Source organism: Aeromonas sp. S5(2024) (genome assembly GCF_041403025.1).
GTDB lineage: Bacteria > Pseudomonadota > Gammaproteobacteria > Enterobacterales > Aeromonadaceae > Aeromonas > Aeromonas hydrophila.
Genome location: NZ_JBGLRI010000001.1, coordinates 229,479 through 255,009 on the forward strand (window position 1 = coordinate 229,479; position 25,531 = coordinate 255,009).

Sequence of the window (25,531 nt, forward strand, 5' to 3'; positions counted from 1 at the left end):
CCATTCGTTCATGCCAAGTGAGTAAAAGAGTGAAGTATTTACTGCTGGGAATGATGCTGCTGGGCTCTTTTGCCGCCAGCGCGGGGATGGATCCCCAACTGTTGAAGCAGACCATAGAGCAACGGCTCGGGGTACAGGTCTATCTGGTGGACGAGACCCCCATGCCCGGTCTCTACATGCTGGGCACCGCCCAGGGGCTGCTCTATACCGATGCCAGGGGCGACTATGTGCTGCAGGGCACCATGCTGGATCTGGCCCACGACATGAAAAACCTCACCATGCTGGGGCTGCGTCAGCAGCGGCAACTTGCCCTGGCGCAGATCGGCGAGCGGCGGGTACAGCTGCGGGCCGAGCAGGAGCGCCATCGCGTCACCCTGTTCACCGATCTCGCCTGCAGCAGCTGTCGCACTACCCTGGAAGAGCTGCCGGTCCTGCAGGCGAGAGGGGTCAGCGTGCAACTGCTACCGGTGCTCGGCACCTTTGCCGATCTGGCCGAGGCGCAGGCGCGCTGGTGCAATCCCCGGCAGTTCGGTGCACTGGATCTCAGTGATCGTTTGCCTGAGACCGGCTGTAATGAGATCCTTGCCCATCATATCGGCCTGAGCCAGTGGCTCGGGATCAAGGCGCTGCCGAGCTGGGTCCTGCCAAATGGCGACCTGGTGCGCGGTTATCAGAGCCCTGAACAACTGCTCAAGATACTGGATCACATCAATGCCCCTGCAAATCCGTCGTCGTCCGCGAGTTGATGATTCCCATCTGCCCGCCACCCTGCACCCGCTGCTTCGTCAAATCTTCGCCAGCCGCGGGGTCGAAGATCCCGCTCTGCTGGAGCGCAGCGCCAGCCAGCTGCTGCCGCCCCAGCGTCTGTTCGGCATGGCGCAGGCGGTACCGCTGCTGGCCGAGGCGCTGACGGCGCAAAAACGTATTCTCATCGTCGGTGACTTTGACTGCGACGGCGCCACCAGCTCGGCGCTGTGCGTGCTGGCCCTGCGCGCCATGGGCGGTCGCCACATCGATTTTCTGGTGCCCAACCGCTTCGAGTTCGGTTATGGCCTCACCCCCGAGATCGTCGAGCTGGCGGTGGCCCGCGGCGCCGAGTTCCTGATCACGGTGGACAACGGCATCTCCAGCATCGCCGGGGTGGCGGCGGCCAAGGCGGCCGGCATGCAGGTACTGGTTACCGATCACCATTTGCCGGGCCAGGAGCTGCCTGACGCCGATGCGATAGTGAACCCCAATCAGCATGGCTGCGACTTTCCCTCCAAGTCGCTGGCCGGGGTGGGGGTCGCCTTCTATCTGATGGCGGCCCTCAACACCCAGCTGCGTCAGAGCGGCTGGTATGAACGCCAGGGGCTGCGCGCCCCCAACGTGGCGGATTACCTCGATCTGGTGGCGCTCGGTACCGTCGCCGACGTGGTGGCGCTGGATGGCAACAACCGCATCCTGGTTCATCAGGGCTTGCAGCGGATCCGGGCCGGCCGTTGCCGCCCCGGCATTCAGGCGCTGGTGGACGTGTCGGGCCGCGACGGTCGTCGCCTGTGCGCCGCCGATCTCGGCTTTGCGCTGGGGCCGCGCCTCAACGCGGTGGGCCGGCTCGACGATATGTCGCTCGGGGTCGCCTGCCTGCTGAGCGAGGACATCAACCTGGCGCGCCAGCTCGCCTCCGAAATGGACAGCCTCAACCAGGAGCGCAAGGAGATCGAGCAGGGGATGCAGCAGGAGGCGCTCGCCACTTTGGAGCAGATCCGTTTTCGTGACGGCGAGGTGCCGTCGGGTATCGTGCTGCACCGGGACGAGTGGCATCAGGGGGTGGTGGGGCTGGTGGCCTCCAAGGTGAAGGAGAAGTACTACCGCCCGGTCATCGCCTTTGCCGAGAGCAGCGAGACCGAGCTCAAGGGCTCCGGGCGCTCCATCCCGGGGGTGCACCTGCGTGATGCGCTGGAACTGCTCGACACCCGCCACCCCGGCTTGATGGGCAAGTTTGGCGGCCACGCCATGGCGGCCGGGCTGACCCTGCCCAAGGCCAACATCGAAGCCTTCGGCCGGGCCTTCGAGGCGGTCATCGGCGAGCTGGTGACCCCTGAGCTGTTGACCGGGGTGCTGCTCACCGATGGCGAGCTGCTGCCCGATGAACTGAGTCTGGAGCTGGCGGAGCTGATCCGTGCCTCCGGCCCCTGGGGTCAGGCCTTCCCCGAGCCGCTGTTTGACGGCGAATTCGTGCTGGTGCAGCAGCGGCTGGTGGGGGAGAAGCACCTCAAGATGATGCTGACCACGGATTCCGGCCACGCGGTGGATGCCATCGCCTTTGGCGTCGACTTGCAGCGCTGGCCCGATGCCTCGGTGAAGCGGGTGCGGCTGGTCTACCGGCTCGATATCAACGAGTGGCGCGGCAACCGCAGCGTGCAGCTGCTGGTGGAGCATCTGGAGGCCGCCGGCCTCTGATCCCGCGAGTCTCTCTTGCTGCCGATGACGGCCACCTCAGGGTGGCCGTTTTTTATGGTGTGAACCCGAATTTTGCCGTTGACCCGTCTATTGCTTCACAGTTTAAGCTTTCCTGCATCGGGTCACAGACCCCTCAGCGAGTGGTTGTCATGAAAATATCCGAACTGGCCCGGCGCTGCGGCCTGGCCCGTTCCACCCTGCTCTATTACGAAAAACTGGGGGTGATTGCGGGCACGAGGGCCGCCAACGGCTATCGCCACTACGACGATGAAGATCTGCAGCGGCTGCTGATGGTACAGGCCCTGCAGGCCGGTGGGCTCAGCCTCAAGCAGTGCCTCGCTTGTCTGGCGGGTGAGCTGGAGCAGGCAACGCTGCAGGCCCGGGTCAGGGAGCTGGATGAGGAGCTGGCGCAGATGCAGCGCGCTCGGGATCTGCTGGCGGATCTCGCCGGTTTGCGTGCGCACTCCGGCGACGAGTTCAAGGCCTGGCAGCGGCAACTGCAGCATCAAGCCCCGCAGGCCTACTTTGCCTGGGTGATGAAGCAGGGATTCAGTGAAAAAGAGCGTTACCACCTGCAATGGCTGAGCAAAGACATGAACGAACATGAGCGTTACATCCGGGATTTCAAGCTGCTGCTGGATGGCATGAGCTATTGGGGGCCGGGCGATAGCCTCTTCACCCAGCAGCAGTTTGCCGCGCTGTCCAGCCAGCCTCGCCGGATCCTCGACATGGGCTGCGGGCGCGGCGCCGCCACCCTGGCGCTGGCACAGGTGACGGACGCCACCATAGTGGCCATCGATCTGGACGAGGAGGCGCTGGCCGCCGTGGCCCGCAGCGCCAGTGCGGCGGGGCTTGGTCAGGTCACCACCCTGTGCGCCAACATGGCGGCGCTGCCGGCGGACCTGGCCCCCGCCGATCTCATCTGGGCCGAGGGGAGCGCCTACACCATCGGGGTGGCCAACGCCTTGCAAGCATGGCGGCCGTACCTTGCCGGTCCTGCTGCCTGCCTGGTGCTGAGCGACCTGGTGTGGCTGACGGACACGCCGCCAGAGGAGGCGCTGGCGTTCTGGCAGCGGGATTATCCCGCCATGCAGACGCTGGCGGGCTTGCTGAAGACGGTGCAAGAGGCGGGTTATCGCTGCCTGTCGCACACCCAGTTGCCACAAAGGGCCTGGCACAACTATCTGGATCCCATCGAGCGCAATCTGGCGCGCCATCGCGCCGAGCTGGGGGATAGCCCCGCCTGGCAGGATTTGAGCCGGGAAGTGGCCATCCACCGCCAATACCTGGGCAGCTACGGCTATGTGATCTGCTGCCTGCAGGCAGCCTGATCAGGTCATCCATTGCAAGAGAACAAACGGAGAAAACCTATGAACATCCTCATTCGGCCCGAAACGGGCGCCGATCACGACGCCATTGAGGCGCTGACCGTGGCCGCATTCCTCAATGCGCCCCATACCGATCACAACGAGCAGCGGATCGTGCGGGCCTTGCGCCAGGCCGGGGCACTCAGTCTGTCGCTGGTGGCGGAGCTGGGGGGGCGGGTGGTCGGCCACCTCTGCTTCTCGCCGGTGACCATCAGTGATGGCAGCCCGCACTGGTATGGTCTTGGCCCCATTTCGGTCTCTCCTGCGCTGCACGGCAAGGGGCTGGGTTCTCGGCTGATGGAGGTGGGTCTGGCCGAGCTCAAGGGGATGGGGGCGGCCGGCTGCGTGGTGCTGGGGGAACCCGGTTTCTACGGCCGTTTCGGCTTCGTGTCCGAGCCGGGGTTGACGCTGCCCGGCGTGCCGGCCGAGTACTTCATGGCCCGCTCGTTCGGCGCCGCCATGCCCCGTGGCGAAGTGTGCTACCACCCGGCTTTTGTGCAGGCGTGAGGGGCACCGTGAGGGCAAAGAGGATGCTCCTTGCGCTCATTGTGGTTTTTAATTGCCGGCTTTATTGATAACGAGGGTTTTTAGTATCAATTCGTGGGTGTTTGCAGGGTTTCAAATTCAATAAAAAGATGAATTGTGATATATTCGGCCTCGCTGAATCCTCTTTTAAAGAAGGGACTCCCCGCTTGTCACCCGCTGGCCGACGCTCGACCTGGCCGATGGCCCTCGCCATCGCCTGCCTTCTGTGGCTTGCCGCCTTCGCCGCGGCAGAGGTCGGTGCAGCCGTACGTCAGGCCGCGGTCGGCCAGGGCGCCTCGATGCAGTTGCATGAGCCGGCCGATCCCGGGCTTGTCAACAGCGTCAGCCTGCCGCCGGGCGGCCAGTGGCGGCTCAGCTTCGAGCAGGGGCGACGGCTTGAAGGGGCCGCTCAAGCCGAGCTCTATCAGGTGCTGCTGGCCTGGTTCCAGCACGATATCCTCGGCCTGCTCTGCGGCCTGTTGTTCTTCCTGCCCCTCATCTACCTCAGACAACTGAGCGACTACTTCGGTTATCTGCACCGGTGGCGCTTGAGCTGCCATCACCTGCAATTTCGTTTCTGCCACAGCGACTCGCGTCCAGCTGCTTGCTGAGCGCCCGTCCGCCCAAGGCTTGCTCCCTCGCTGATTGATCTCAGCCGCGAAGGCATGCCCGTGCGGTCCGGTGCCCTCCTTGCACCGTCTTCCTGCCTGCCCGCCGGTGAGCACGAAGGCGGCTCCCGCCCCGTACACGTTGTGAGCCGACCCGATGGATTATTATGTAAACCTGTTTATTCACTCGATTTTTGTCGAAAACCTGGCGCTGGCCTTCTTCCTTGGCATGTGCACCTTCCTGGCCGTTTCCAAGAACATCAACACCGCCTTTGGCCTTGGCATGACGGTGCTGGTGGTCATGGTGATCGCCATTCCCCTCAACAACCTGATCTACCGCCATATCCTGCGTCCCGAGAGTACCTTCCTCGGCGAGTTTGATCTGAGCTTTCTCGATTTCATCGTCTATATCGGGGTGCTGGCGGCGCTGGTGCAGGTGATGGAGATGGTGCTCGACAAACATTTCCCGGCGCTCTATCACGCGCTGGGCATCTATCTGCCGCTGCTGACGGTGCATTGCGCCATCTTCGGCGGGGTGATGTTCATGGCCCAGCGGGATTACGACTTCATCGAATCCGTGGTGTACGGGGCGGGCTCAGGACTGGGCTGGCTGCTGGCCATCGTCGCCATCGCCGGTCTGCGCCAGAAGATGAAGTATTCGGATGTGCCAGAGGGGCTGCGCGGCATCGGCATCACCTTCATCGTGGCCGGGCTGATGTCGCTCGGCTTCATGTCTTTTTCCGGCATCTCGCTCTAGCCAGCTGAGTGTTGCAACGGCCACGCAAGTGGCCGTTTTGCCATTTATTGGTCCTCAATCATCCCCAGCAGCCGGTCGTGTACCAGCGGCAGCTCCAGAAAACCGTCCCGATCGAGGAAGTGACCGCCATGCTCCAGGCTATAGAGCGGCGCGGCCAGCTGTTCGCTCAGGTGCTGGCAGTAGCGATAGGGCACGATGGCATCGTCGCGGGAGGCGACCACGACCCGTCGGGGCGCCAGCGCCATGATGTGGGCCGGGTGGTAACCCTGGGTCATGAAGGGATCCAGCTCCGGCAGGGTGTGCAGCGGCTGATCGAAGCCGGATACCAGCAGGATCCCGCCCACCCGGCGGGAGGCGGGCAGGCGGCTCAGCTGGCGCAAGATGGTGATGCAGCCGAGGCTGTGGCCCAGCAGAAAGGTCCGCTCATCGTGATCCCGCACCAGGCTGTCCATGGCGGCGTCCCAGGCGGCGGGTTGCGGATGGTGGGGGTCAGGCATGGCCAGCACCTCGACCCGGATATCGCGGGCTTCGAGCTGCGCCTTGAGCCAGGGAAACCAGTGGGAGTGGGGGGAGGCGGTATAGCCGTGCACGATGAAGACGCGGGTGTGTGACATAAGCAGGATCCTGAAACGGGGCGACAGGGAACAAACAGGGCGTGCGCAGCGACGCAGGCCGGGGCGGCCTCATCATATCAGCGCCAGCCGGGTGGTGGCACGCCCCTGTCCGGCTGGTACAAGGGCGGGACAAGGCGTTCAACCCAGCCGTTTGACCATGTTGTAGCCGGTGATGGCGAAGCCCGCCTCCTGGTAAAGCGCCAGGGCGCGCGGGTTGTCGTGGGCGACCCGCAGGGTGATCTGGCGGATGCCGAGGCTCCTGAGCTCGGCTTCCAGCAGCGCCATGGCGGCCTTGCCGATCCCCCGGTTGCGGTAGGCTGGTGCGACATAGAAGTCATAGATAAAGGTGGCAGCGCCGTCGCTGTCGATGGCGTGCCAGAGATAACCCAGTGGCTCCTCCTCGGCGGGGGCAACCGCGCCCTCTGCGTCTGCAGGCAGGATGCAGAGCAGGCTATGACCGGCGCTGGCCACCCCTTGCGGCAGATAGCGCTGCAGCGATGCCTCGGCCTTGTGGCGGGCGGTGGCGAGATCGTGGCCCTGGTTGCTGGCGAGATCCTGCGCGTACTCCTCGATGAAGCAGGCGCAATAGGCGGGGTAGTGCTGCTCGCTCATGGGCAGCAAGCGGATAAGCGGTGTCGGCATCCTGCAGATCACTCAAGGGGAGAAGGGAGGCTCACGTTAACCCGGCGGCGAAGTGAGTGCAAACGGCGCTGGTCGTGGTCGGCAGCCAAAACGGCGTCAGCCTGTGGCCGCCCCATAAAAAAGAGCGCCCAAGGGCGCTCTTTTTTGACCAGGAGGAGCGAGGTTATTTCACCTCTTCGCCCTTGGCTTGCAGGTCCGCATGGTAGGAGGAGCGGACGAAGGGACCGCAGGCGGCGTGGGAGAAGCCCAGTCCCATGGCCACGTCTTTGAGCTCGTCGAACTCTGCGGGCGGCACATAGCGCTTCACCGGCAGATGGTGGCGGCTTGGCTGCAGATACTGGCCCAGGGTCAGCATGTTGACGCCGTGCTCGCGCAAGTCCTTGAGTACCTGCACGATCTCTTCGTTGGTTTCGCCCAGACCCATCATGACGCCGGACTTGGTCGGCACATGGGGGTGCATCTCCTTGATGCGGCGCAGCAGCTCCAGCGACCACTTGTAGTCGGCACCCGGACGGGCAACCCGGTACATGCGCGGGGCGGTTTCCAGGTTGTGGTTGAACACGTCAGGTGGGGTCTCACGGAACACTTCCAGCGCCTGCTCCATCCGGCCGCGGAAGTCCGGGGTCAGGATCTCGATGCGGGTCTGCGGGCTGTGCTCGCGGATCTGTTTGATGCAGTCGGCGAAGTGCTGGGCACCGCCGTCACGCAGATCGTCGCGGTCCACCGAGGTGATCACCACGTATTTCAGCCCCATCTCCTTGATGGTCAGCGCCAGCTTCTTCGGCTCGTCCGGATCGAGCGCCAGCGGGCGGCCGTGGGCCACGTCGCAGAAGGGGCAGCGACGGGTGCAGATGGCGCCCATGATCATGAAGGTGGCGGTGCCGTGGTTGAAGCACTCCGCCAGGTTGGGGCAGGAAGCCTCCTCACACACTGAGTGCAGCTTGTTCTTGCGCAGGGTGCTCTTGATGTGCTCGATCTTCTGGCTCGACGGCGGCAGCTTGATCCGCATCCAGTCCGGCTTGCGCAGCACTTCCTCGTTGGGATCCGGCATGAATTTCACCGGGATCAGGGCCATCTTGTCGCCATCGCGCAGCTTGACGCCCGGCTCCATACGAACGGGTTTGCTCATGATTCACTCTCGGTGTTTGTTATTGTCTGGTTGATAGCCACCAGGGTCATCTCGGTGCCCTCATGGCCAGGCAGCATGGACTTGCTCATGCCGCCTCTTCGGTATTCGTGATTGTCTCATAGCCGATCAGGCTGGCCAGTTCGGCCACCAGCATCGCTTGCGCCTCGGCCACGCTCTGCGGGCCGCCCAGGGCGCTGGTCTGGGTCATGGCCATGCCCGCATAGCCGCACGGATTGATGCGCAGGAAGGGGGTCATGTCCATGTTGACGTTGAGGGCCAGGCCGTGGAACGAGCAACCCTTGCGGATGCGCAAGCCGAGCGAGGCCAGTTTGGCTTCTGTCTGCAGCGCGGCGCCGAGCTGGTTCTTCACATAGACGCCGGGGGCGTCGGGTTTGGCATAAGCCTCAATCCCGCTCTTGGCCAGGGTGTTGATGATGGCGGTCTCGAGGCAGGTCACCAGCTCGCGCACCGTCAGCTTGCTGCGGCGCACATCCACCAGCACGTAGAGCACCAGCTGGCCGGGGCCGTGATAGGTCACCTGGCCACCGCGATCGCTCTGCACCACCGGGATGTCGCCAGGGGCGAGCAGATGTTCGGCTTTGCCGGCCTGACCCTGGGTGTAGACGGGGTCGTGCTCCACCACCCAGAACTCGTCCGGGGTGTCAGAGGTACGGCTGTCGGTGAAGGCCTTCATGGCATCCCATACCGGCTGGTAGGGACGGCGGCCCAGCTGTCTGACCAGCAGCCGGGGGGCTGACGATGGTGATTCGGCGGGGGTTTGGAGTGACATCTTTCCTCACTGACAGGCGCTTGGGTCGGCCAGCGCGGCCAAGACAGCCGGCTGGCAAATAATCAGTCGCCCCGGTGGCGGGGCGAGAGAGGCGACTTACAGGACGTAGCGAACCAGCTCTATGTTACCGAGTGCGGTATACATGGCTTCGATATGTTCCTTGCTCTGGGCGGTCACAGTGACCCGGACCGAGTGGTAGTTGCCCTTGGAGCTGGGCTGCACGGTCGGGCTGTAGGTACCGGGGGCGTGCTGCTGCAGCACTTCCACCACCATGTCCGGCAGCGCCGGGTCGGCAACGCCGAGCACCTTGAACGGGAACTTGCAGGGGAACTCCAGCAGTTCATCAAACTTGGTATTCATTTACTCACCTTTTGGTGTCGTCACGGGACGACTTCATCGCTTGTGGCTAGTGGCCGATGGCCCATCAGGGCCGCCATCTACCCGTCTGTAGCGGGCACTGCCCAAGTGTATATGGGCATTGCCCAGGCCGGGATCAAGGTCCGGTCTGGCAGACGAGGCATGGAGGTGCTGCTTTTTACCACAAATCGTCAGTCGGCGGAACCTGCAGATTGCAGGGTTATTGACTGGCCCGACCGCAAAAGACAGCAGCGGCGCCTGTTGGCGCCGCTGTTTGGTCAGGTTTGTGCGCAGGTTACTTGAACCAGCTGGAGACCAGCATCACCAGGTAATCCCACAGACGGCTCATCAGGCCACCTTCCTGCACCTCTTCCAGGGCGACCAGCGGAACCTGCTTGATCTCTTTGTCGCCTTGCTTGAGGAACACGGTACCGACCCGTTGGCCCTTGGCCAGCGGTGCCTTCAGTTCGCTCTCGAGCTGGAAGTCAGCCTTGAGGTTGTTGCCCTGGCCACGGGTGACCAGCACGGAGACGTCCTTGTCGACGCCCAGTTTCACTTCAGACTTGTCGCCCATCCAGATCTTCTGGGTCACCAGCTCGGTGCCAGCCTTGTACGGGGTCAGGCTCTGGAAGAAACGGAAACCGTAGGTGAGCAGTTTCTTGCTCTCGGCGGCGCGGGAAGCTTCGCTGCTGGCACCCAGCACCACGGCGATCAGGCGCATGCCTTCGTTGTTGGTGGCGGAGGAGACCAGGTTGTAGCCGACCTGGCTGACGTGGCCGGTCTTGATGCCGTCAACTTGCAGGGATTGATCCCACAGCAGACGGTTGCGGTTGTGCTGGGTGATGCCGTTGAACACGAAGGACTTCTGGGCGTAGATCTTGTACTCGTCCGGCAGGTCGCGGATCAGGGCCTGGCCCAGGCGCGCCATGTCGTGGGCGGTACTGTAGTGACCTTCCGCATCCAGCCCGTGCGGGTTCATGAAATGGCTGTCGTTCATGCCGAGCTTGGCGGCCCAGCTGTTCATCAGGCTGGCGAAGGAGTCGGTGCTGCCGGCCAGGAATTCGGCCATGGCGACGCAGGCGTCGTTGCCGGACTGGATGATGATGCCCTTGTTCAGGTCATCGACCGAGACCTGCTTGCCCACCTCGATGAACATCTTGGAGGAGTCGGAGTAGTTCTTGGACCAGGCGTTCTGGCTGATGGTCACCATGTCGGTGCGCTTGATGTTCCCCTTCAGCAGCTCCTGGCCGATGATGTAGGAGGTCATCATCTTGGTCAGACTGGCGGGCGGCAGACGCTCTTCGGCGTTCTGCTCGGCCAGCACCTGACCCGAGTAGTAGTCGATCAGAATATGGGCCTTGGCGGAGATCTCCGGCGCGGCGGGGACGACCACGGGGTTGGCGTTCGGGGTCGGTACAGGCGTGTTGGCCTGAGCGGTGGCGCTTATCAGGGAGGCCAGAATAACTGAACGGGCAAATTTGGACATCTTGAAATTCCTGGAGCCTGGTTGGGGTAACCCAAGTTAAAAATGCGGGCTTCACTATACCAGAAGCGACCGTCGGTCAAAGCCCGACGTGCCATCTGGCCTGGTTTTTTATCCATCCGTTGCCGCCATCACGCCGGGAAACGACGTGATGGCGGGCGGTTGGCGGTGGTTCATGCTGGCTGAGCCACTCCCTATCAGGGGACGATGAAGGCTTGCTCCAGCCCCCCCTGACGGATCTGTTCGAGCAGGGCGGTCTGCTGAGCGGCGGGGACCGGCCCCAGCAGGACCCGGAAGATGGCGCCGTGGGCCGCCACCTGGTAGGGCACCCCATGGCGCTGGGTCATCACCTTGCCCATCGCCTCGGCCCGTGCCTGCGAGCCGCTGGCCAGCACCTGGATCATCTTGCCCTCGCCGCTGCTGGCGGGCGCGGCCGCCTTGGCCGCTGCCGGTTTGGCGGGTTTGGCGACCGGAGCCTTGACGGGGGCCGGGTCGGCGGCAGCCGGTGTGGCCATGGCCAGTTCGGTGGGCTGACCGACGAAGCCATCCTGAGCTGCAGGGGCCGCGGCCGCCGGCGTGGTCGGCGTCATCTCGATGGGCTTCATGGGGGCCATGATCACCATCTGGTCCGGGGTGTCGTTGATGAGCTCGACCCGCACCCGTGCCTCGCCTCCTTCCACCATCTCCAGCTGCTTGGCGGCCGCATGGGAGAGATCGATCAGCCGGTCGCTGCCGAAGGGGCCGCGATCGTTGACGCGCACTATGGTCTCCAGCCCGTTGTCCAGGTTGGTGACCCGCACATAGCTTGGCAGCGGCAGGTTGCGGTGGGCGGCGCTGAACAGCTTGCTGTCCTGCACGTCGCCGTTGGCGGTCTTCTGGCCGTCCAGATCCTGCGCCAGCCAGCTGGCAGTGCCCTCTTCGCTGTAGTGCTTGATGTCGCGCCACACCTCGTTCTTCTGCTTGCCTATCCAGTAATCCCGGTTGCCGCTGGCGCTCAGGGGCTCGGGGCGCGGGATGGCACCGGTGGCCTGCGGGATCTCGATGACCTGGGGTTTTTCCGGCTGGATCGGTTCGGGAGGCGGGGGAAGCTGCTCCGGCTGGCTGCTACAGGCGGCCAGCAACAAGGTCAGGCTGAGCGGGAGAAGTTTGTGGCTGTAATGCATACGCGTCCTGGATTGCTTGACTGAGTTGATGCACCGCCATCGCATAGAGCGGGCTGCGGTTATAGCGGGTGATCACATAAAAATTGTGGCGCGCGACCCAGTATTCCGGTCCATCGGCCTGTTCCAATGCCAGCAGTTTCACCGGCGTGTCGGGTGCCAGCGGGGTGGCGAGTTCAATGCCTGCGGTGGCCAGCTCGGCCCAGGTCTGGGTTAGCTCAGGGGCAGGCCCCAGCAGGGTACCCACTGGTGCCAGCCCGATCAAGGCGGGTTCGACCGGAGACTCCCCCCAGCGCCACTGGTGCTCGGCGAAATAGTGGGCAACGCTGCCGATGGCATCCACCGGATTGGCGAACAGATCGCGCTTGCCGTCGCCGTCGAAGTCGACCGCGTAGTGGCGATAGCTGGAGGGCATGAACTGACCCATGCCCATGGCGCCGGCATAGGAGCCCTTCAGGCGGGTGAGTGGCCACTTCTCTTCCCGGGCAAGCAGAACCAGCTGGGCAAATTCCTTGGCGAAGAAATCTGCCCGTTCGGGGTAGTGGAAGCCCAGGGTATAGAGGCTGTCGAGCACCGGATGGCGGCCCATCTGGCGGCCGTAGAAGGTCTCGATGCCGATGATGGCGACGATGAGGGACGCCGGCACCTGATAGGTCTGTTCGGCCCGCGCCAGGGTGGCGGCGTGGCGTTGCCAGAAGTCGACGCCGTCCCGGATCCGCTCCGGGGTGATGAACAGTGGCCGGTAGCGGTGCCAGGGTTTGGCCTCCCAGGGGCGGCTGATGGTGTCGAGCACCTCCTGGCGCAAGCTGGCCTGGGCCGCGGCGGCCTGCAGCTCGGCCAGCGGCACCTGTTGCTGCTCGGCGAGCCGGGCGAGCCCCGGGGGCTCGACGGCCGCCGTTGCGGTCAGGGCAACGAGAGAGAGCAGCAAACCGGCCAGTCGCATCAGGCGAGCAGCCTTCTGTGGGTCTGGATGGACATCAGGATGCCGAAGCCGGCCATCAGGGTCACCATGGAGGTGCCGCCATAGCTAACCAGCGGCAGGGGGACCCCCACCACCGGAAGAATGCCGCTTACCATGCCCATGTTGACGAACACGTAGACGAAGAAGGTGAGGGTCAGGGCACCGCCCAGCAGGCGCTCGAAGCTGTTCTGGGCCTGCATGGAGATAAACAGGCAGCGGCTGATGATGTAGAGGTAGATCACCAGCAGGAGGGCCACGCCCACCAGGCCGAACTCTTCGCTGAACACCGCGAAGATGAAGTCGGTGTGGCGCTCGGGCAGAAACTCGAGCTGGGACTGGGTGCCCTGCAGCCAGCCCTTGCCGAACACGCCGCCGGAGCCGATGGCTATCTTGGACTGGATGATGTGATAGCCGCGACCGAGCGGGTCCTTCTCCGGGTCCAGCAGCATCAGCACCCGCTGGCGCTGGTAGTCGTGCATCAGGAAGAACCAGAGCACCGGCATGAAGGCGCAGATGAGCAGCACCGCCAGCCCGATCAGCCACCAGCTGATCCCCGCCAGGAAGATCACGAAGAAGCCGGAGGCGGCCACCAGGATGGAGGTGCCAAGGTCAGGCTGGGCCGCGATCAGCAGGGTGGGCAGTAGCACCATGATGAGACTCAGCACCAGGTGGCTGAACTTGGGTGGCAGCGAGTGGCGGCTGAGCCAGGCGGCCACCATGATGGGCATGGAGAGCTTCATCACCTCGGAGGGCTGAAACTTCATGAAGCCGAGGTCCAGCCAGCGCTGGGCCCCCTTGCCGATATGACCGAACACGTCCACCGCGACCAGCAGCAGCACTACCACCACGAACAGCGGCACCGACCAGCGGGCATAGAGGGAGGGGGGCAGCTGGGCCATGCCGATCATCAGGGCGAACGCCAGCCCGCCGCGCACCAGCTGGCGCACGATGGAATCGACGTCCTGGCCGGAGGCGGAGTAGAGCACCACCATGGAGAGGGACATCAGGGTCAGCAGGCCGAGCAGCAGCGGCAAGTCGATGTGCAGCTTGTACCAGATGCTCTGCTGGCGAGCGGAATTACTCATGAGGAGCGACCTCTTCAGATTGGGGCTTCTTGGCCGGCGCCGGCGGCAGTTGCGGCTCCGGTGGCAGCAGGTAGGCGTCCAGCATCTGGCGGGCCACCGGAGCGGCCATGCTGCTGCCGCCACCGGCGTTTTCCAGTACCAGGGCGACCACCGCCTTGGGAGCTTCGAACGGAGCGAACGAGACGAACAGGGCGTTGTCGCGGTGCTCCACCTTGGTGGTGGCCGCGTTGTAGACCTGGTTCTCCTTCAGCCCCACCACCTGGGCGGTACCGGACTTGCCTGCCGCCTTGTAGGGGGTGTTGGCAAAGGCGCGCCGACCCGTCCCCTCGTGACCGTTGATGACCCGCCACATGCCGTCCTTGGCGACTTGCCAGTAGCTGTCGCTCTTGGTCTGGATGGCCATGTTCGGGTTGATGGGGGCATTGACCACGCCATCGATGGAGGCGGTGCTCTTGAGCAGGTGCGGCGTCACGTCGTGGCCGTTCTGGGTCAGGATGCTGATGGCCTTGGCCAGCTGGATCGGGGTGGCGCTCCAGTAACCCTGGCCGATGCCGATGGAGATGGTGTCACCCTGATACCAGGGCTGGCGCCAGCGGGCCATCTTCCAGTCGCGTGACGGCATCACCCCCTTGGTCTCCTCGTACAGATCGACGCCGCTGTACTGACCGAAGCCGAACTTGGTCATGTAGCTGTTGATCTTGTCGATGCCGACCCGGTAGGCGAGATCGTAGAAGTAGGTATCTGCCGACACTTCGATGGCGCGGTAGACGTCGAGCCAGCCGTGACCCCAGCGGCGCCAGTCGCGAAACTTCTTGGTGGTGCCGGGGATGGAGAAGCTGGGGCCGCCGAAGTAGCGGTAGTTGGGGGTGATGGCCCCCTCGTTGAGCCCCATCACCGCCATCATGGGCTTGACGGTGGAGGCGGGGGCATAGATGCCCTGAGTGGTGCGGTTCACCAGCGGCCTTGCCGGATCGTTGAGCAGCGCCGAGTAGTTGGCGCTGGATATGCCGGTCACGAACAGGTTGGGGTCGTAGCTCGGGCTCGACTCCATGGCCAGAATGGCGCCGGTATTGGGATCCATCATCACGATGGCGCCACGGCGGCCGGCCAGCAACTCCTGCGCCTTGAGCTGCAGGCGGATGTCGATGTTGAGGTAGATATCCTTGCCGGGTTCGGGCGGCTGGAACTTGAGGGTGCGCACCACCCGGCCGCGGTTGTTGACCTCGACCTCCTGGTAGCCCGCCACGCCGTGCAGCTGATCCTCGTAGTACTTCTCCACCCCCTGCTTGCCGATGTCCTTGGTGGCGGCATAGTTGGCGAGCTTGTCCTCCTTGTCGAGGCGTTCCACGTCGCGGGTGTTGATCTTGGCCACATAACCCAGCGCATGGGTGAGGGTGTCACCGAACGGGTAGTAGCGCTTGAGGTAGGCCTCGATGCTGACCCCGGGGTAGTTGTGCTGGTTGACCGAGAAGAGGGCGACCTGATACTCGGTCAGCTTCTCGAACAGGGCCACCGGCTTGAAGCGGCGCTGACGCTTGACCTCGGCCAAGAACTTCTCCTTGGTACCCTCCGGCAGCTTCAGCAGGGCGATCAGCTCGTCGGCGGTCTTCTCCAGATCCTTGGTCTCTTCCGGCACTATCTCCAGGCTGTAGACCGGGCGGTTCTCCGCCAGCAACACGCCGTTGGCGTCATAGATGAGGCCGCGCGGCGGCGCCACCGGCACCACCCGGATGCGGTTGTCGTTGGAGCGGGTCTGGTAGGTGTCATAAGACTCGACCTGCAGGTAATAGAGGTTGCCCAGCAGCACCAGCATCAGCACTATCATGCCGATGTAGGCGACCAGGGTACGTCGGAAGAAGAGGCGACCCTCGGCGCTGTGGTCGCGCATCTCGATGCGATTCTTCAGCATGCCGCTACCTTATGACTGTCGAGCAGGTGAGAAACGGGGTGCAGATGTGCATGCTCACGCTCTGTGATTCTGGGTTGAGAGGGGGATGCTGGAATAGTGCATGTCCCACTCTCTGTGATACGGGTATGCGAGGGTGATGCTGGAATAGTGCATGTCCCACTCTCTGTGATTCGGATATGCGAGGGTGATGCTGGAATAACGCATGGTTCACTCTCTGTGATACGGATGATTGGTGGTAATACTCCAGGCTCGATAGAGGCTCTCGGCCACCAGCACCCGCACCAGCGGGTGGGGCAGGGTCAGCGGCGAAAGCGACCAGCTCTGTTCGGCCGCAGCCTTGCACTCGGGCGACAGCCCTTCAGGGCCGCCCACCAGCAGGGCCACGTCCCGGCCATCCAGCTTCCAGGCTTCCAGCTGCACGGCAAGCTGCTCGGTGGTCCAGGGTTTGCCGGGAATATCCAGGGTCACGATACGCGAACGACCGGCCGCCGCCAGCATGGCTTCCCCCTCTTTTTGCAGAATGCGGGGGATGTCGGCATTTTTGCCACGTTTTCCGGCGCCGATCTCGACCAGCTCGAACGGCATGTCTTTGGGGAAACGACGACGATACTCTTCGAAGCCATGCTCTACCCAGGCGGGCATCTTGGTGCCCACCGCAATCAACTGGATCTTCATCGTTTATTACACTTGTACTCGGTTATTGCGCGTTCACTTGAGCGGTACCGCTCCAGAGTTTTTCCAGCTGGTAGAAGTCGCGATGCTCATCCTGCATCACGTGCACGATCACCGAACCCAGATCCACCAGTACCCACTCGCCGGTGAGCTGGCCTTCCACGCTCAGCAGATCGAGCCCGGCATGGCGGGCTTCGCTGGCCAGATGGTGGGCGATGGCGCTGACGTGACGGCTGGAGTTGCCGGAACAGACGATCATGGTGTCGGTGATGCTGGATTTGCCGCGTACATCGAGGGTGATGATGTCGCGGCCTTTCATGTCATCGATCTTGTCGACGATAAAGGCATGCAATTCTTGACCTTGCAATGAGTCTCTCCTGTATTCCGGCGCGCTTTCACGGCGTGAGGGCGGCGGATTATATCATGGTCACTCCCGTTTCCCAGTGCGGCGAAGGGGAGTGGAACAGGGGCCGTGCCCGCTTGGCAAACTCGCCCCCTGTTGATCACTATAGTGCGCGATCCGTGCCGGACAACCGCCGGCAGCGATCGGGTTCATGCCGGCCGGTACAGCCCCTGCTGGCGGATGTATTGTGCCACCGACGGCGGCAGCAGATAGCGGGGATCCGCGCCCGTCGCCAGCAGCGCCCGCAGGCGGGTGGCCGACAGCTCGACCGGCAGATTGTCCGCCAGCCAGATGCGGCCGTGGCGCAGCCGGTGCAGATCTGCCACCTGCCGGCTCTGGTGGCGGGCCAGCAGCTCGGCCACCTCGGCCGGGTAGTCCGGCTGCCAGCCGGGGCGGGTACTCACCACCAGATGGGCGTAATCGAGCAGCTCCTGCCAGCGGTGCCAGCTCGGCAGGCCGAGCAGGGAGTCCATCCCCATCAAAAAGCAGAGCGGAGTATCCGGCAGTTCATGACGCAGCTCGATGAGGGTGTCGATGGTCCAGGAGGGGGTGTCCCGTTTCAGCTCCCGCTCATCCACCACGAAGCCCGGGTTTTCCGCTGCTGCCAGGGCGACCATGGCCAGACGCTGTTCGCTCGAGCAGAAGGGGCTGGCCCGGTGGGGCGGAATATGGTTCGGCAGCAGGCGCACTTCGGCTAGGCCCAGGGCGTCGCGAGCCTCGATGGCCGGGCGCAGGTGACCGATGTGGATGGGATCGAACGTCCCCCCCAGAATGCCGATGGGTGGTTTCAACATGGGTCCCCCTCCGGTGACGGCCGGGATGTCGACGGGCTGGATCATGCGTCAGATCCCGCCAGCGGCAAGGGGGTGCCATCGCGGAAACCGAGGGCGAGGGTCTGCAGCATCAGCCAGGCCTGCTCGGTATCGAAGCGACGCTGGGCGTCGTCGAGCCGGGCCATCAGCTGCCACAACTGCTGCAGCTTGGCGAAGGGCAGCCGGGTCAGCGCCTGTTGAATGAGCTGCTGGCGGCTCTGCCAGATGCGCAGGCGGGAGAAGTGCTCCACCAGCGGCTGACCTGCCCTGGCCGCCAGCGCCAGCTCGGTGAGCTGTTCCAGTTCGCGGCACAGGGCCCAGGCCAGCATGCCGGGTTCGGTGCCCTCGGCGCGCAGGGCCAGCAGGATGCGCTGGGCCCGGTTCACCTTCCCCTCCAGCAGGGTGTCGATGAGCTGGAACGGGGTGAAGTGGGCGTGGCGGATGATGGTCTCCTGCAGATAGGCGACGCTGATGGGCTGCGGCGGCGAGAGCAGGGTCAGCTTCTCTATCTCCTGGCTGGCGGCCAGCAGGTTGCCCTCGTAGGAGTGGCACATGAAGTTGACCGCATCCGGCAGCGCCTTGAGGCCGAAGCGCTGGAAGCGGGCGCTCATCCAGCGCGGAAAGAAGCGGGGCTCGGGGTGGTTGACCGGCACATAGGTGCCGCTCTGGCTCAGCTTGTCGAACCAGGCTGCCTTCATCTGGGTCTGGTTGAGGCGATTACCGCTCAGGACCAGCAGCAGGTCGGGGTGCAGCTGCTTGCCGATCTCGCTGATGCGGGCGGCCAACTCCTTGTCGACCTTGGCCGGCAGCTCCAGCTCGATGATCTGGCGGGCCGAGAACAGGCTCATGGCCTGGCAGGCGTCGTAGACCTGATTCCAGTCCAGCCCTTGTTCCACCACGAAGCTGTGGCGCTCATCGAAGCCCTGTTTGCGCGCCACCTGGCGCACGGCGTCGATAGTTTCCAGCTTGAGCAGGGGCTCGTCCCCAAAAATGAGATAGCAGGGCTTGAGCCCTGCTTTGAGGTGATCCGCAAACTGCTCGGGATAGACTCTCATCAACGAACTCTCATCAAGATACGTGCATCAGAACTTGACCTGGCTGAGCTGGCGGATCACCAGGTTGGCGGCCTGCTCCTGCATCTCCTTGCCAAGCTGCTCCTGCTCGCGGGAGGAGGCGAGCGCCGCGTCCGGCTTGTTCAGGAAGCTGCGGTTAAAGGCGATGGGAAAGACCTGGGTCGGTTTGCCCGGCATGGAGACGGTGAACTGGGTGTTGTAGCCCAGCACGTATTCACGGGCCTGGCCGATGGAGTCGACGGAGGCGACCTGGCTGGTGCTGCCGACGCCGGACAGGGTCAGCACCGGGATGCCCTCCTTGTCGGCAAGCTGCACGCCGGCCGCCTTGAGGCGGGTGGTGACCAGTCGATAGAAATCGCTCTTGTTGTCACCGACCACCTTCATGGTCATCAACTCGGGCGGGATGGCGGTGCCGCGCATCTGAAAACCGCAGGCCTGCAGCAGCAGACCGGTCAGCAGTATGGTCAGCCAGCGAGTGAGGGTGGTGCCCATAGAAAATCCTCTTTGCATGAAGTGAAGAGCGGCGGGCGCAGGGCCCGCCGTTATCATCCGTTTGCTGTTACCGCCTGGCAACCAGACGGTCAGTCTGCATGGCCAGGCGGTATGGCATCAGTTGGCCACGATGTTGAGCAGTTTGCCCGGCACGTAGATCACCTTGCGCACGGTCAGGCCGTCGGTGAACTTCTGCACCGAGGCATCGGCCATGGCCAGCTTCTCGACGTCGGCCTGGCTGATCTCGGCCGGCACGGTCAGCTTGCCGCGCATCTTGCCGTTGATCTGCACCACCACCAGCTTCTCGGTCTCGACCATGGCCGCTTCATCGGCCACCGGCCAAGTGGCGTGATCCACGTCGTCGCCCTTGCCCAGCATCTTCCACAGCTCGAAGCCGATGTGTGGAGTGATGGGGTAGAGCATGACCACCACCGCTTCCAGCGCTTCCTGCATCAGGGCGCGATCCTGTTCGTCGCTGCCCAGCTTGGAGAGATTGTTCATCAGCTCCATGATGGCGGCGATGGCGGTGTTGAAGGTCTGACGGCGACCCACGTCGTCGCTCACCTTGGCGATGGTCTTGTGCAGCTCGCGGCGCACGGCCTTCTGGTCGGCGCTGAGTGCCGCCACATTCAGTGCGGGAGCTACGCCGGCACTGACGTGCTCGAAGGTGATGCGCCACAGGCGACGCAGGAAGCGCTGGGCACCCTCGACACCGGAGTCGGACCACTCCAGGGTCATCTCGGCCGGCGAGGCGAACATCATGAACAGACGCACGGTATCGGCGCCGTAACGCTCCACCATCAGCTGCGGGTCGATGCCGTTGTTCTTGGACTTGGACATCTTGGTCATGCCAGAGTGAATCACTTCACGGCCTTCATTGTCGACGGCCTTGGTGATGCGACCCTTCTCGTCACGCTCCACCTTGACGTCGGTCGGGCTGACCCAGACGTTGCCGCCCTTCTCGTCTTTGTAGTAGAAGGCGTCGGCCAGCACCATGCCCTGGCAGAGCAGGCGTTTGAACGGCTCGTCGCTGTTCACCAGGCCTGCGTCACGCAGCAGCTTGTGGAAGAAGCGGGCGTAGAGCAGGTGCATACAGGCGTGCTCGATGCCGCCGATGTACTGATCCACCGGCAGCCAGTGGTTGGCAGCCGCCGGATCCAGCATGTCCTTGTCGTAGTCCGGGGAGCAGTAGCGGGCGTAGTACCAGGAGGACTCCATAAAGGTGTCGAAGGTATCAGTCTCGCGGAACGCTTCCTGACCGTTGTAGGTGGTCTTGGCCCACTCGGCGTCGGCCTTGATCGGGCTCTGGATGCCGTCCATCACCACGTCTTCCGGCAGCAGTACCGGCAGTTGGTCTTCCGGGGTCGGCACAACGGTGCCGTCGGCCAGGGTCAGCATGGGGATGGGGGCACCCCAGTAGCGCTGACGGGAGACACCCCAGTCGCGCAGACGGAAGTTGACGGTACGCTTGCCGCAGCCAAGGCTCTCCAGCTTGCTGGCGATGGCATCGAATGCCGGCTGGAACTCGAGGCCGTCGAACTCGCCTGAGTTGAACAGCACGCCCTTGTCGGTGTAGGCGGCGTCGATCACGTTCGGCAGCTCGCCATCGACCGGCTTGATGACCGGCTTGATCTCGAGACCGTACTTGGTGGCGAACTCATGGTCACGCAGGTCGTGGCCCGGTACCGCCATCACGGCGCCGGTGCCGTAGTTCATCAGTACGAAGTTGGCGACCCAGACCGGCACCTTGCGGCCATCCAGCGGGTGAATGGCGTAGAGGCCGGTGGCCATGCCCTTCTTCTCCATGGTGGCGAGCTCGGCTTCGGCCACCTTGGTGTTCTTGCACTCTTCGATAAAGGCGGCGAGCTCGGGGTTACTCTCGGCAGCCTGCAGCGCCAGTGGGTGGCCGGCGGCGATACCGACATAGGTCACGCCCATGAAGGTGTCCGGACGGGTGGTGTAGACCTCCAGATGCTCAGCCTGACCCTCGATGGCGAAGCTGATGTTGACCCCTTCGGAGCGGCCAATCCAGTTGCGCTGCATGGTCTTGACCATCTCCGGCCAGCCTTCGAGGTTGTCGATGTCGTTCAGCAGCTCTTCGGCGTAGTCGGTGATCTTGATGAACCACTGGGGGATCTCTTTCTGCTCCACCGGGGTGTCACAGCGCCAGCAGCAGTTGTCCACCACCTGCTCGTTGGCCAGTACGGTCATGTCGTTCGGGCACCAGTTGACGGAGGAGGTCTTCTTGTAGACCAGACCCTTTTCGTAGAGCTTGGTGAAGAACCACTGCTCCCAGCGGTAGTAGTCCGGCTTGCAGGTGGCCAGCTCGCGATCCCAGTCATAACCCAGACCCAGCATCTTCAGCTGGTTCTTCATGTATTCGATGTTTTCGTAGGTCCAGGGCGCCGGTGCCGTGTTGTTCTTGATGGCGGCGTTTTCCGCCGGCAGGCCAAATGCGTCCCAACCTATGGGTTGCAGCACGTTCTTGCCATTGAGGCGTTGATAACGGGAGATCACATCACCTATGGTGTAGTTGCGAACGTGCCCCATGTGTAGACGACCAGACGGATAGGGGAACATGGAGAGGCAGTAGAACTTTTCCTTGTCTACTTTCTCCACCGCCTTGAAGGTTTTCTTGGCATCCCAGTGCTTTTGCACTGCTGGTTCTATGGATTGGGGAACGTATTGCTCTTGCATTGGTGACATCCGGATCTGTGAAATGGATAGATAAATCAGCTGGGAAATCGCAATAGAATACCCATATCCTGCGGCGGCAACAACCGCCAGCGTCCCTCGGGCCTTAAGCCGGGCCTGATCAGGGTTCAGTAGAGGAGTAACGGCCATGGACAAACGTCAAAAAGGGTACGAAGCCTTCATTGCCGAGCTGCAAAAGCAGTGGCAAGAGACAGAACAGTTCCAGGGGGAGCGCCTCAACCGGATGATCGCCAAGGTGCAGGCCTATCTGGAGGCGGCCGGGGATCTGACCCAGGACGAGCTGGCGCTGATCGCCGAGTATGTGAAGCGGGATCTGGGCAACTATGACGAGGGGCGCAAGGATGAGCAGGTGGAGGAGTCCGCCTTCATGCTGGCGCTCAAAGACACCGCCTGGTCCTGGCTGGCGGACGTGACCGACCGCACCCAGGTGGAGTGGCAGGAGCTGGCGGACGAGCTGGAGCACAAGGGCGTCTATCGGGCCGGTGACTGGGTGGGGCTCGGGGTCTTGGTGTGCGATCACTGCGAGTGGCGCCATACCGTGCTGCACCCCGAACAGCTCGGCACCTGCCCCGAGTGCGGGGCAGATGAGTATCACCGTGAGCCGCTCTCTCCCTGAGAATCTGCCCACGCTCTTGCTGCGAGGCCGTGATCAAGGCTCATGTGCTGCTCGGAATCCTCACGTATATCTATACGCTCCGGTTCCTGCGCTGCTCTTCACCTTGCTGACGACCTCTCGTTACAGAGCCTGAACAGGTTCTGATCGGGTATCAGACTGAACAGAAGAGAGGCGCCCTTGGGCGCCTCTCTTATTTATCGGGTTGTACGACTGGGTCAGCCCTTGCGCGCCCAGGGGTGGGCGCGGGGGCGCAGCCCCAGTCCCAGCGCCAGCAGCAGGGCGGCGATGCCATACATGGGCCAGCTGCCAAAGCGCAGGTAGGGGGTCTCGCCGTGGGCTGGACGCACCTCGGTGCGCAGCACGCCGGCCTCGAACTGCGGGATCTGGGCGATGATGCTGCCGTCGATCTCGGTGACGATGGTGATGCCGGTGTTGGTGTCGCGCAGCAGCGGGCGGGCCAGCTCGAGGGCACGCATGCGGGCGATCTCCATGTGCTGCCAGGGACCGATGCTGGTGCCGAACCAGGCGTCGTTGGAGACGGTCAGCAGGAAGTCGGTATCCGGCTGCACGTTGCGGCGCACCTCGTCCGGGAAGATGATCTCGTAGCAGATGGCGGCGGCAAACTTGAGCCCCTTGGCGATCAGGTTCGGCTGCACCTCGTCACCGCGGCTGAAGGAGGACATGGGCAGGTTGAAGAAGGGCGCGATGGGACGCAGCAGATCTTCAAGGGGCACGAACTCGCCGATGGGCAGCAGGTGGTATTTGTAGTAACGGTTCTTGTGCTGGTAGTAGTAGGACTCCTTGCCTTCCGCATCCTGCACCCCCATGCCGAGCACGGTATTGAAGAAGCGCTGCTGCTCGAGATCGTAGTGGATGATCCCCGCCAGCAGGCCGGTATCGTTCACCTTCATCGCCTTGTCCAGGCTCTCCAGATAGTTGCCCATCTCCTTCTCGATGGCCGGAATGGCCGATTCCGGCCAGACGATGATGTCGGCGTCCTGGTTCTCGCGGCTGAGATCCTGATACTTGCGCACCGTCGGCACCAGCGCCTCCGGATCCCACTTGAGGGACTGTTCGATGTTGCCCTGCACCAGCGCCACCTTGACCGGTTCACCGCGGGTCACCCAGTTGAGCTGCATCAGCCCCTGGGCGGTGCCCACCAGGACCACCGGTACCAGCAGCCAGGCCGGCTTGCGGCTCTGCCAGAGCAGCCAGAGGGCGGAGGCGGTCAACAGCAGCGCCAGGGTGATGCCCTGCACGCCGAGAATGGGGGCAAAGCCCTTGAGTGGCCCGTCAATCTGGCTGTAGCCGAACCAGAGCCAGGGGAAGCCGGTCATCACCCAGCCGCGCAGCCAGTCGGCCATCAGCCAGAGCGCCGGGAAGGCGAGCAGCCAGCGACTCCAGTGGCGACCGCTGAAGAAGCGGGCGAAGGCCCAGCAGGCCAGCGTCGGATAGAGTGCCAGATAGGCCGACAGCCCGGCCAGCAGCACGAAGGCCACCGGCAGTGGAATGCCGCCGAACATGGTCATGCTGACGTGGATCCACCACAACCCCGGCAAAAACAGCCCCATGGCGTAGCCAAAGCCGCGCCAGGCCGCCTGCTTGGGGTTGGCCTTGTCCAGCAGGGCGTAGAGACCGAGCAGGGAGGGGATCACCAGCGGCCAGTAGTTGAAGGGCGAGAAGGCGAGCACGGCGATGGCGCCAGAGGCCATGGCAAACAGGCTGGTCAGGAGTTTTGATTTCACGGGCTGTAATTTCACGGGCGATAAGGCTCGGATTGAACTGCAATGGGTTGAGTGGCCGGTATCTTAACCCGTAAAGGCGGTCAACGGCGAGCCTCCCGGCCGACGGTCCGAAGCGAGGGAATAAAAGGGCGATGACGGGCCCTGTGACTCGTGGGAAGCAGAGGTGGTGTGCGCTCAAACGAACAGCGCCCCGACGGGCGGGGCGCTGTTGGCACGGAGCAAGGCTTATTGGGCCTCGGACTGGGCCGCGACATGGTTGTCGGGGATCTTCACCTGCAGCTGCTGCAGGCGGCGCTTGTCGGCGTGCATCACCTTGAACAGGTAGCCTTCCAGCTCGATCTCCTCACCCTTCTTGGGCAGATGGCTGAAGGCGTGCATCACCAGACCGCCCACCGTATCCACCTCTTCATCACTGAACTGGGTACCGAAGAAGTCGTTGAAATCTTCGATCTCGGTGAGGGCGCTGACGGCAAACACCCGCTTGCTGATACGGCGGATCTCGTCCGGCTCATCCTCGATGTCGTCGAATTCGTCGTCGATCTCGCCGACGATGAGCTCGAGGATGTCCTCGATGGTCACCAGACCTGAGACGCCGCCGAACTCGTCCACCACGATGGCCATGTGGTAGCGCTCTTCACGAAACTCTTTGAGCAGACGGTCGACCCGCTTGCTCTCGGGGACGATCACCGTGGGACGCAGGATCTTCTCCAGCTGCAGCGGCTCGCTGGCGTGGTGGCCACCAAACCCGAACGGCAGCAGATCCTTGGCGAGCAAGATGCCCTCCACGTGATCCTTGTCTTCGTTGATCACCGGGAAGCGGGAGTGACCCGACTCGATGATCACCGGCAGGATCTCGTCCACTGGCTGGGATTTCTCGATGGTCACCATCTGGGAGCGGGGGATCATGATGTCGCGCACGCGCAGCTCGGCAATTTCGAGCACGCCCTCGATCATGTCCTTGGTGTCCTGATCGATGAGATCGCGCTCTTCGGCGTCGGCTATCACTTCCACCAAATCGTTGCGGTCTTTTGGCTCGCCCTGGAAGAGTTGGCTGAGTTTGTCGAGCCAGGTTTTCTTCGGCGAGCCGGTACTAGGGTGATCGTCGGTCATTTTCTCTCTTGGTTACTCGTATGAACACACTTGAAATCGTTGTGGCTATATGAGGATGGGCATC

The 25,531-nt window shown here is 63.3% G+C and carries 25 protein-coding genes; 7 read left to right on the forward strand and 18 right to left on the reverse strand.

All coding sequences use genetic code 11. The features are described 5' to 3' along the window. Positions 1-29: 29 nt before the first annotated feature. The 6 genes from ACB032_RS01070 (at position 30) to nqrE (ending at position 5,699) form a co-directional block, all read left to right on the forward strand. A complete protein-coding gene (locus ACB032_RS01070; protein WP_029299314.1) occupies positions 30-746 on the forward strand; it encodes a disulfide isomerase DsbC N-terminal domain-containing protein in 717 nt (238 codons plus the stop codon). Further along, positions 712-2,442, forward strand: a complete 1,731-nt coding sequence (gene recJ / locus ACB032_RS01075; RefSeq protein WP_371137155.1) for a single-stranded-DNA-specific exonuclease RecJ — start codon at positions 712-714, stop codon at positions 2,440-2,442. Before ACB032_RS01070 ends, recJ begins: the two co-directional genes overlap by 35 nt. A 149-nt stretch (positions 2,443-2,591) precedes the next feature. Continuing rightward, entirely contained in the window at positions 2,592-3,773 is a 1,182-nt protein-coding gene (locus tag ACB032_RS01080; RefSeq protein ID WP_371137156.1) for a MerR family transcriptional regulator, read from the forward strand. Positions 3,774-3,812: 39 nt separating this feature from the next. Further along, on the forward strand, positions 3,813-4,316 hold the full coding sequence (locus tag ACB032_RS01085) for a GNAT family N-acetyltransferase (RefSeq protein WP_371137157.1): 504 nt from the start codon (positions 3,813-3,815) through the stop codon (positions 4,314-4,316). A gap of 218 nt (positions 4,317-4,534) precedes the next feature. Beyond that, complete coding sequence (locus ACB032_RS01090) at positions 4,535-4,945, forward strand: hypothetical protein (RefSeq protein WP_162901822.1); 411 nt, start codon at positions 4,535-4,537, stop codon at positions 4,943-4,945. A 154-nt stretch (positions 4,946-5,099) separates the two neighbouring features. Beyond that, positions 5,100-5,699: an NADH:ubiquinone reductase (Na(+)-transporting) subunit E gene (gene nqrE / locus ACB032_RS01095; RefSeq protein WP_011707038.1), complete on the forward strand. Its 600-nt coding sequence runs from the start codon at positions 5,100-5,102 to the stop codon at positions 5,697-5,699. A 44-nt stretch (positions 5,700-5,743) separates the two neighbouring features. Here nqrE and ACB032_RS01100 read toward each other — a convergent pair whose 3' ends face one another. The 16 genes from ACB032_RS01100 to leuS all read right to left on the reverse strand — a co-directional run bounded on the left by ACB032_RS01100 (position 5,744) and on the right by leuS (position 21,978). Further along, the gene (locus ACB032_RS01100) at positions 5,744-6,313 is read right to left on the reverse strand and encodes an alpha/beta hydrolase (protein ID WP_060389948.1); all 570 of its coding nucleotides are present in this window, start codon (positions 6,311-6,313) and stop codon (positions 5,744-5,746) included. 138 nt (positions 6,314-6,451) lie between these two features. Next, entirely contained in the window at positions 6,452-6,955 is a 504-nt protein-coding gene (locus ACB032_RS01105) for a GNAT family N-acetyltransferase (RefSeq protein ID WP_336751572.1), read from the reverse strand. Positions 6,956-7,118: 163 nt separating this feature from the next. Continuing rightward, the gene (gene lipA / locus ACB032_RS01110; RefSeq protein ID WP_011707035.1) at positions 7,119-8,084 is read right to left on the reverse strand and encodes a lipoyl synthase; all 966 of its coding nucleotides are present in this window, start codon (positions 8,082-8,084) and stop codon (positions 7,119-7,121) included. 85 nt (positions 8,085-8,169) lie between these two features. Beyond that, positions 8,170-8,874, reverse strand: coding sequence for a lipoyl(octanoyl) transferase LipB (gene lipB, locus ACB032_RS01115; protein ID WP_371137158.1), 705 nt, complete (start codon positions 8,872-8,874; stop codon positions 8,170-8,172). Positions 8,875-8,970: 96 nt separating this feature from the next. Then, positions 8,971-9,234, reverse strand: coding sequence for a DUF493 family protein YbeD (gene ybeD / locus ACB032_RS01120; protein WP_005298227.1), 264 nt, complete (start codon positions 9,232-9,234; stop codon positions 8,971-8,973). 292 nt (positions 9,235-9,526) lie between these two features. After that, a complete protein-coding gene (locus tag ACB032_RS01125) occupies positions 9,527-10,717 on the reverse strand; it encodes a D-alanyl-D-alanine carboxypeptidase family protein (protein WP_011707032.1) in 1,191 nt (396 codons plus the stop codon). Between the two features lie 194 nt (positions 10,718-10,911). Beyond that, a complete protein-coding gene (locus ACB032_RS01130; protein ID WP_323995344.1) occupies positions 10,912-11,877 on the reverse strand; it encodes a septal ring lytic transglycosylase RlpA family protein in 966 nt (321 codons plus the stop codon). Beyond that, positions 11,819-12,817, reverse strand: a complete 999-nt coding sequence (gene mltB, locus ACB032_RS01135; protein WP_016351681.1) for a lytic murein transglycosylase B — start codon at positions 12,815-12,817, stop codon at positions 11,819-11,821. Before mltB ends, ACB032_RS01130 begins: the two co-directional genes overlap by 59 nt. After that, complete coding sequence (gene rodA / locus ACB032_RS01140; protein ID WP_016351680.1) at positions 12,817-13,920, reverse strand: rod shape-determining protein RodA; 1,104 nt, start codon at positions 13,918-13,920, stop codon at positions 12,817-12,819. Before rodA ends, mltB begins: the two co-directional genes overlap by 1 nt. Beyond that, entirely contained in the window at positions 13,913-15,829 is a 1,917-nt protein-coding gene (mrdA, locus tag ACB032_RS01145) for a penicillin-binding protein 2 (protein ID WP_016351679.1), read from the reverse strand. Before mrdA ends, rodA begins: the two co-directional genes overlap by 8 nt. A gap of 207 nt (positions 15,830-16,036) precedes the next feature. Beyond that, positions 16,037-16,504, reverse strand: a complete 468-nt coding sequence (rlmH, locus tag ACB032_RS01150; RefSeq protein WP_005298242.1) for a 23S rRNA (pseudouridine(1915)-N(3))-methyltransferase RlmH — start codon at positions 16,502-16,504, stop codon at positions 16,037-16,039. A 22-nt stretch (positions 16,505-16,526) separates the two neighbouring features. Next, positions 16,527-16,868 carry a ribosome silencing factor gene (gene rsfS / locus ACB032_RS01155; protein WP_011707026.1) on the reverse strand — a complete coding sequence of 114 codons (342 nt, stop codon included), beginning with the start codon at positions 16,866-16,868 and terminating at the stop codon, positions 16,527-16,529. A 185-nt stretch (positions 16,869-17,053) separates the two neighbouring features. Further along, positions 17,054-17,698 (reverse strand): nicotinate-nucleotide adenylyltransferase, encoded by a 645-nt coding sequence (gene nadD / locus ACB032_RS01160; protein WP_330543787.1) that lies wholly within the window; start codon positions 17,696-17,698, stop codon positions 17,054-17,056. 41 nt (positions 17,699-17,739) lie between these two features. Beyond that, positions 17,740-18,771, reverse strand: a complete 1,032-nt coding sequence (holA, locus tag ACB032_RS01165) for a DNA polymerase III subunit delta (RefSeq protein ID WP_371137159.1) — start codon at positions 18,769-18,771, stop codon at positions 17,740-17,742. 27 nt (positions 18,772-18,798) lie between these two features. Then, positions 18,799-19,281 carry an LPS assembly lipoprotein LptE gene (gene lptE / locus ACB032_RS01170; RefSeq protein ID WP_016351676.1) on the reverse strand — a complete coding sequence of 161 codons (483 nt, stop codon included), beginning with the start codon at positions 19,279-19,281 and terminating at the stop codon, positions 18,799-18,801. A 117-nt stretch (positions 19,282-19,398) separates the two neighbouring features. Then, positions 19,399-21,978, reverse strand: a complete 2,580-nt coding sequence (gene leuS / locus ACB032_RS01175; protein WP_371137160.1) for a leucine--tRNA ligase — start codon at positions 21,976-21,978, stop codon at positions 19,399-19,401. Between the two features lie 145 nt (positions 21,979-22,123). On the opposite strand from leuS, the gene ACB032_RS01180 reads away from it, so the two are divergent. Beyond that, complete coding sequence (locus ACB032_RS01180) at positions 22,124-22,612, forward strand: zinc ribbon-containing protein (protein WP_005298255.1); 489 nt, start codon at positions 22,124-22,126, stop codon at positions 22,610-22,612. Positions 22,613-22,827: 215 nt separating this feature from the next. Here ACB032_RS01180 and lnt read toward each other — a convergent pair whose 3' ends face one another. Further along, positions 22,828-24,372, reverse strand: coding sequence for an apolipoprotein N-acyltransferase (lnt, locus tag ACB032_RS01185; RefSeq protein ID WP_219279674.1), 1,545 nt, complete (start codon positions 24,370-24,372; stop codon positions 22,828-22,830). Between the two features lie 210 nt (positions 24,373-24,582). Then, on the reverse strand, positions 24,583-25,467 hold the full coding sequence (gene corC / locus ACB032_RS01190; protein ID WP_011707019.1) for a CNNM family magnesium/cobalt transport protein CorC: 885 nt from the start codon (positions 25,465-25,467) through the stop codon (positions 24,583-24,585). Between the last annotated feature and the right edge of the window lie 64 nt (positions 25,468-25,531).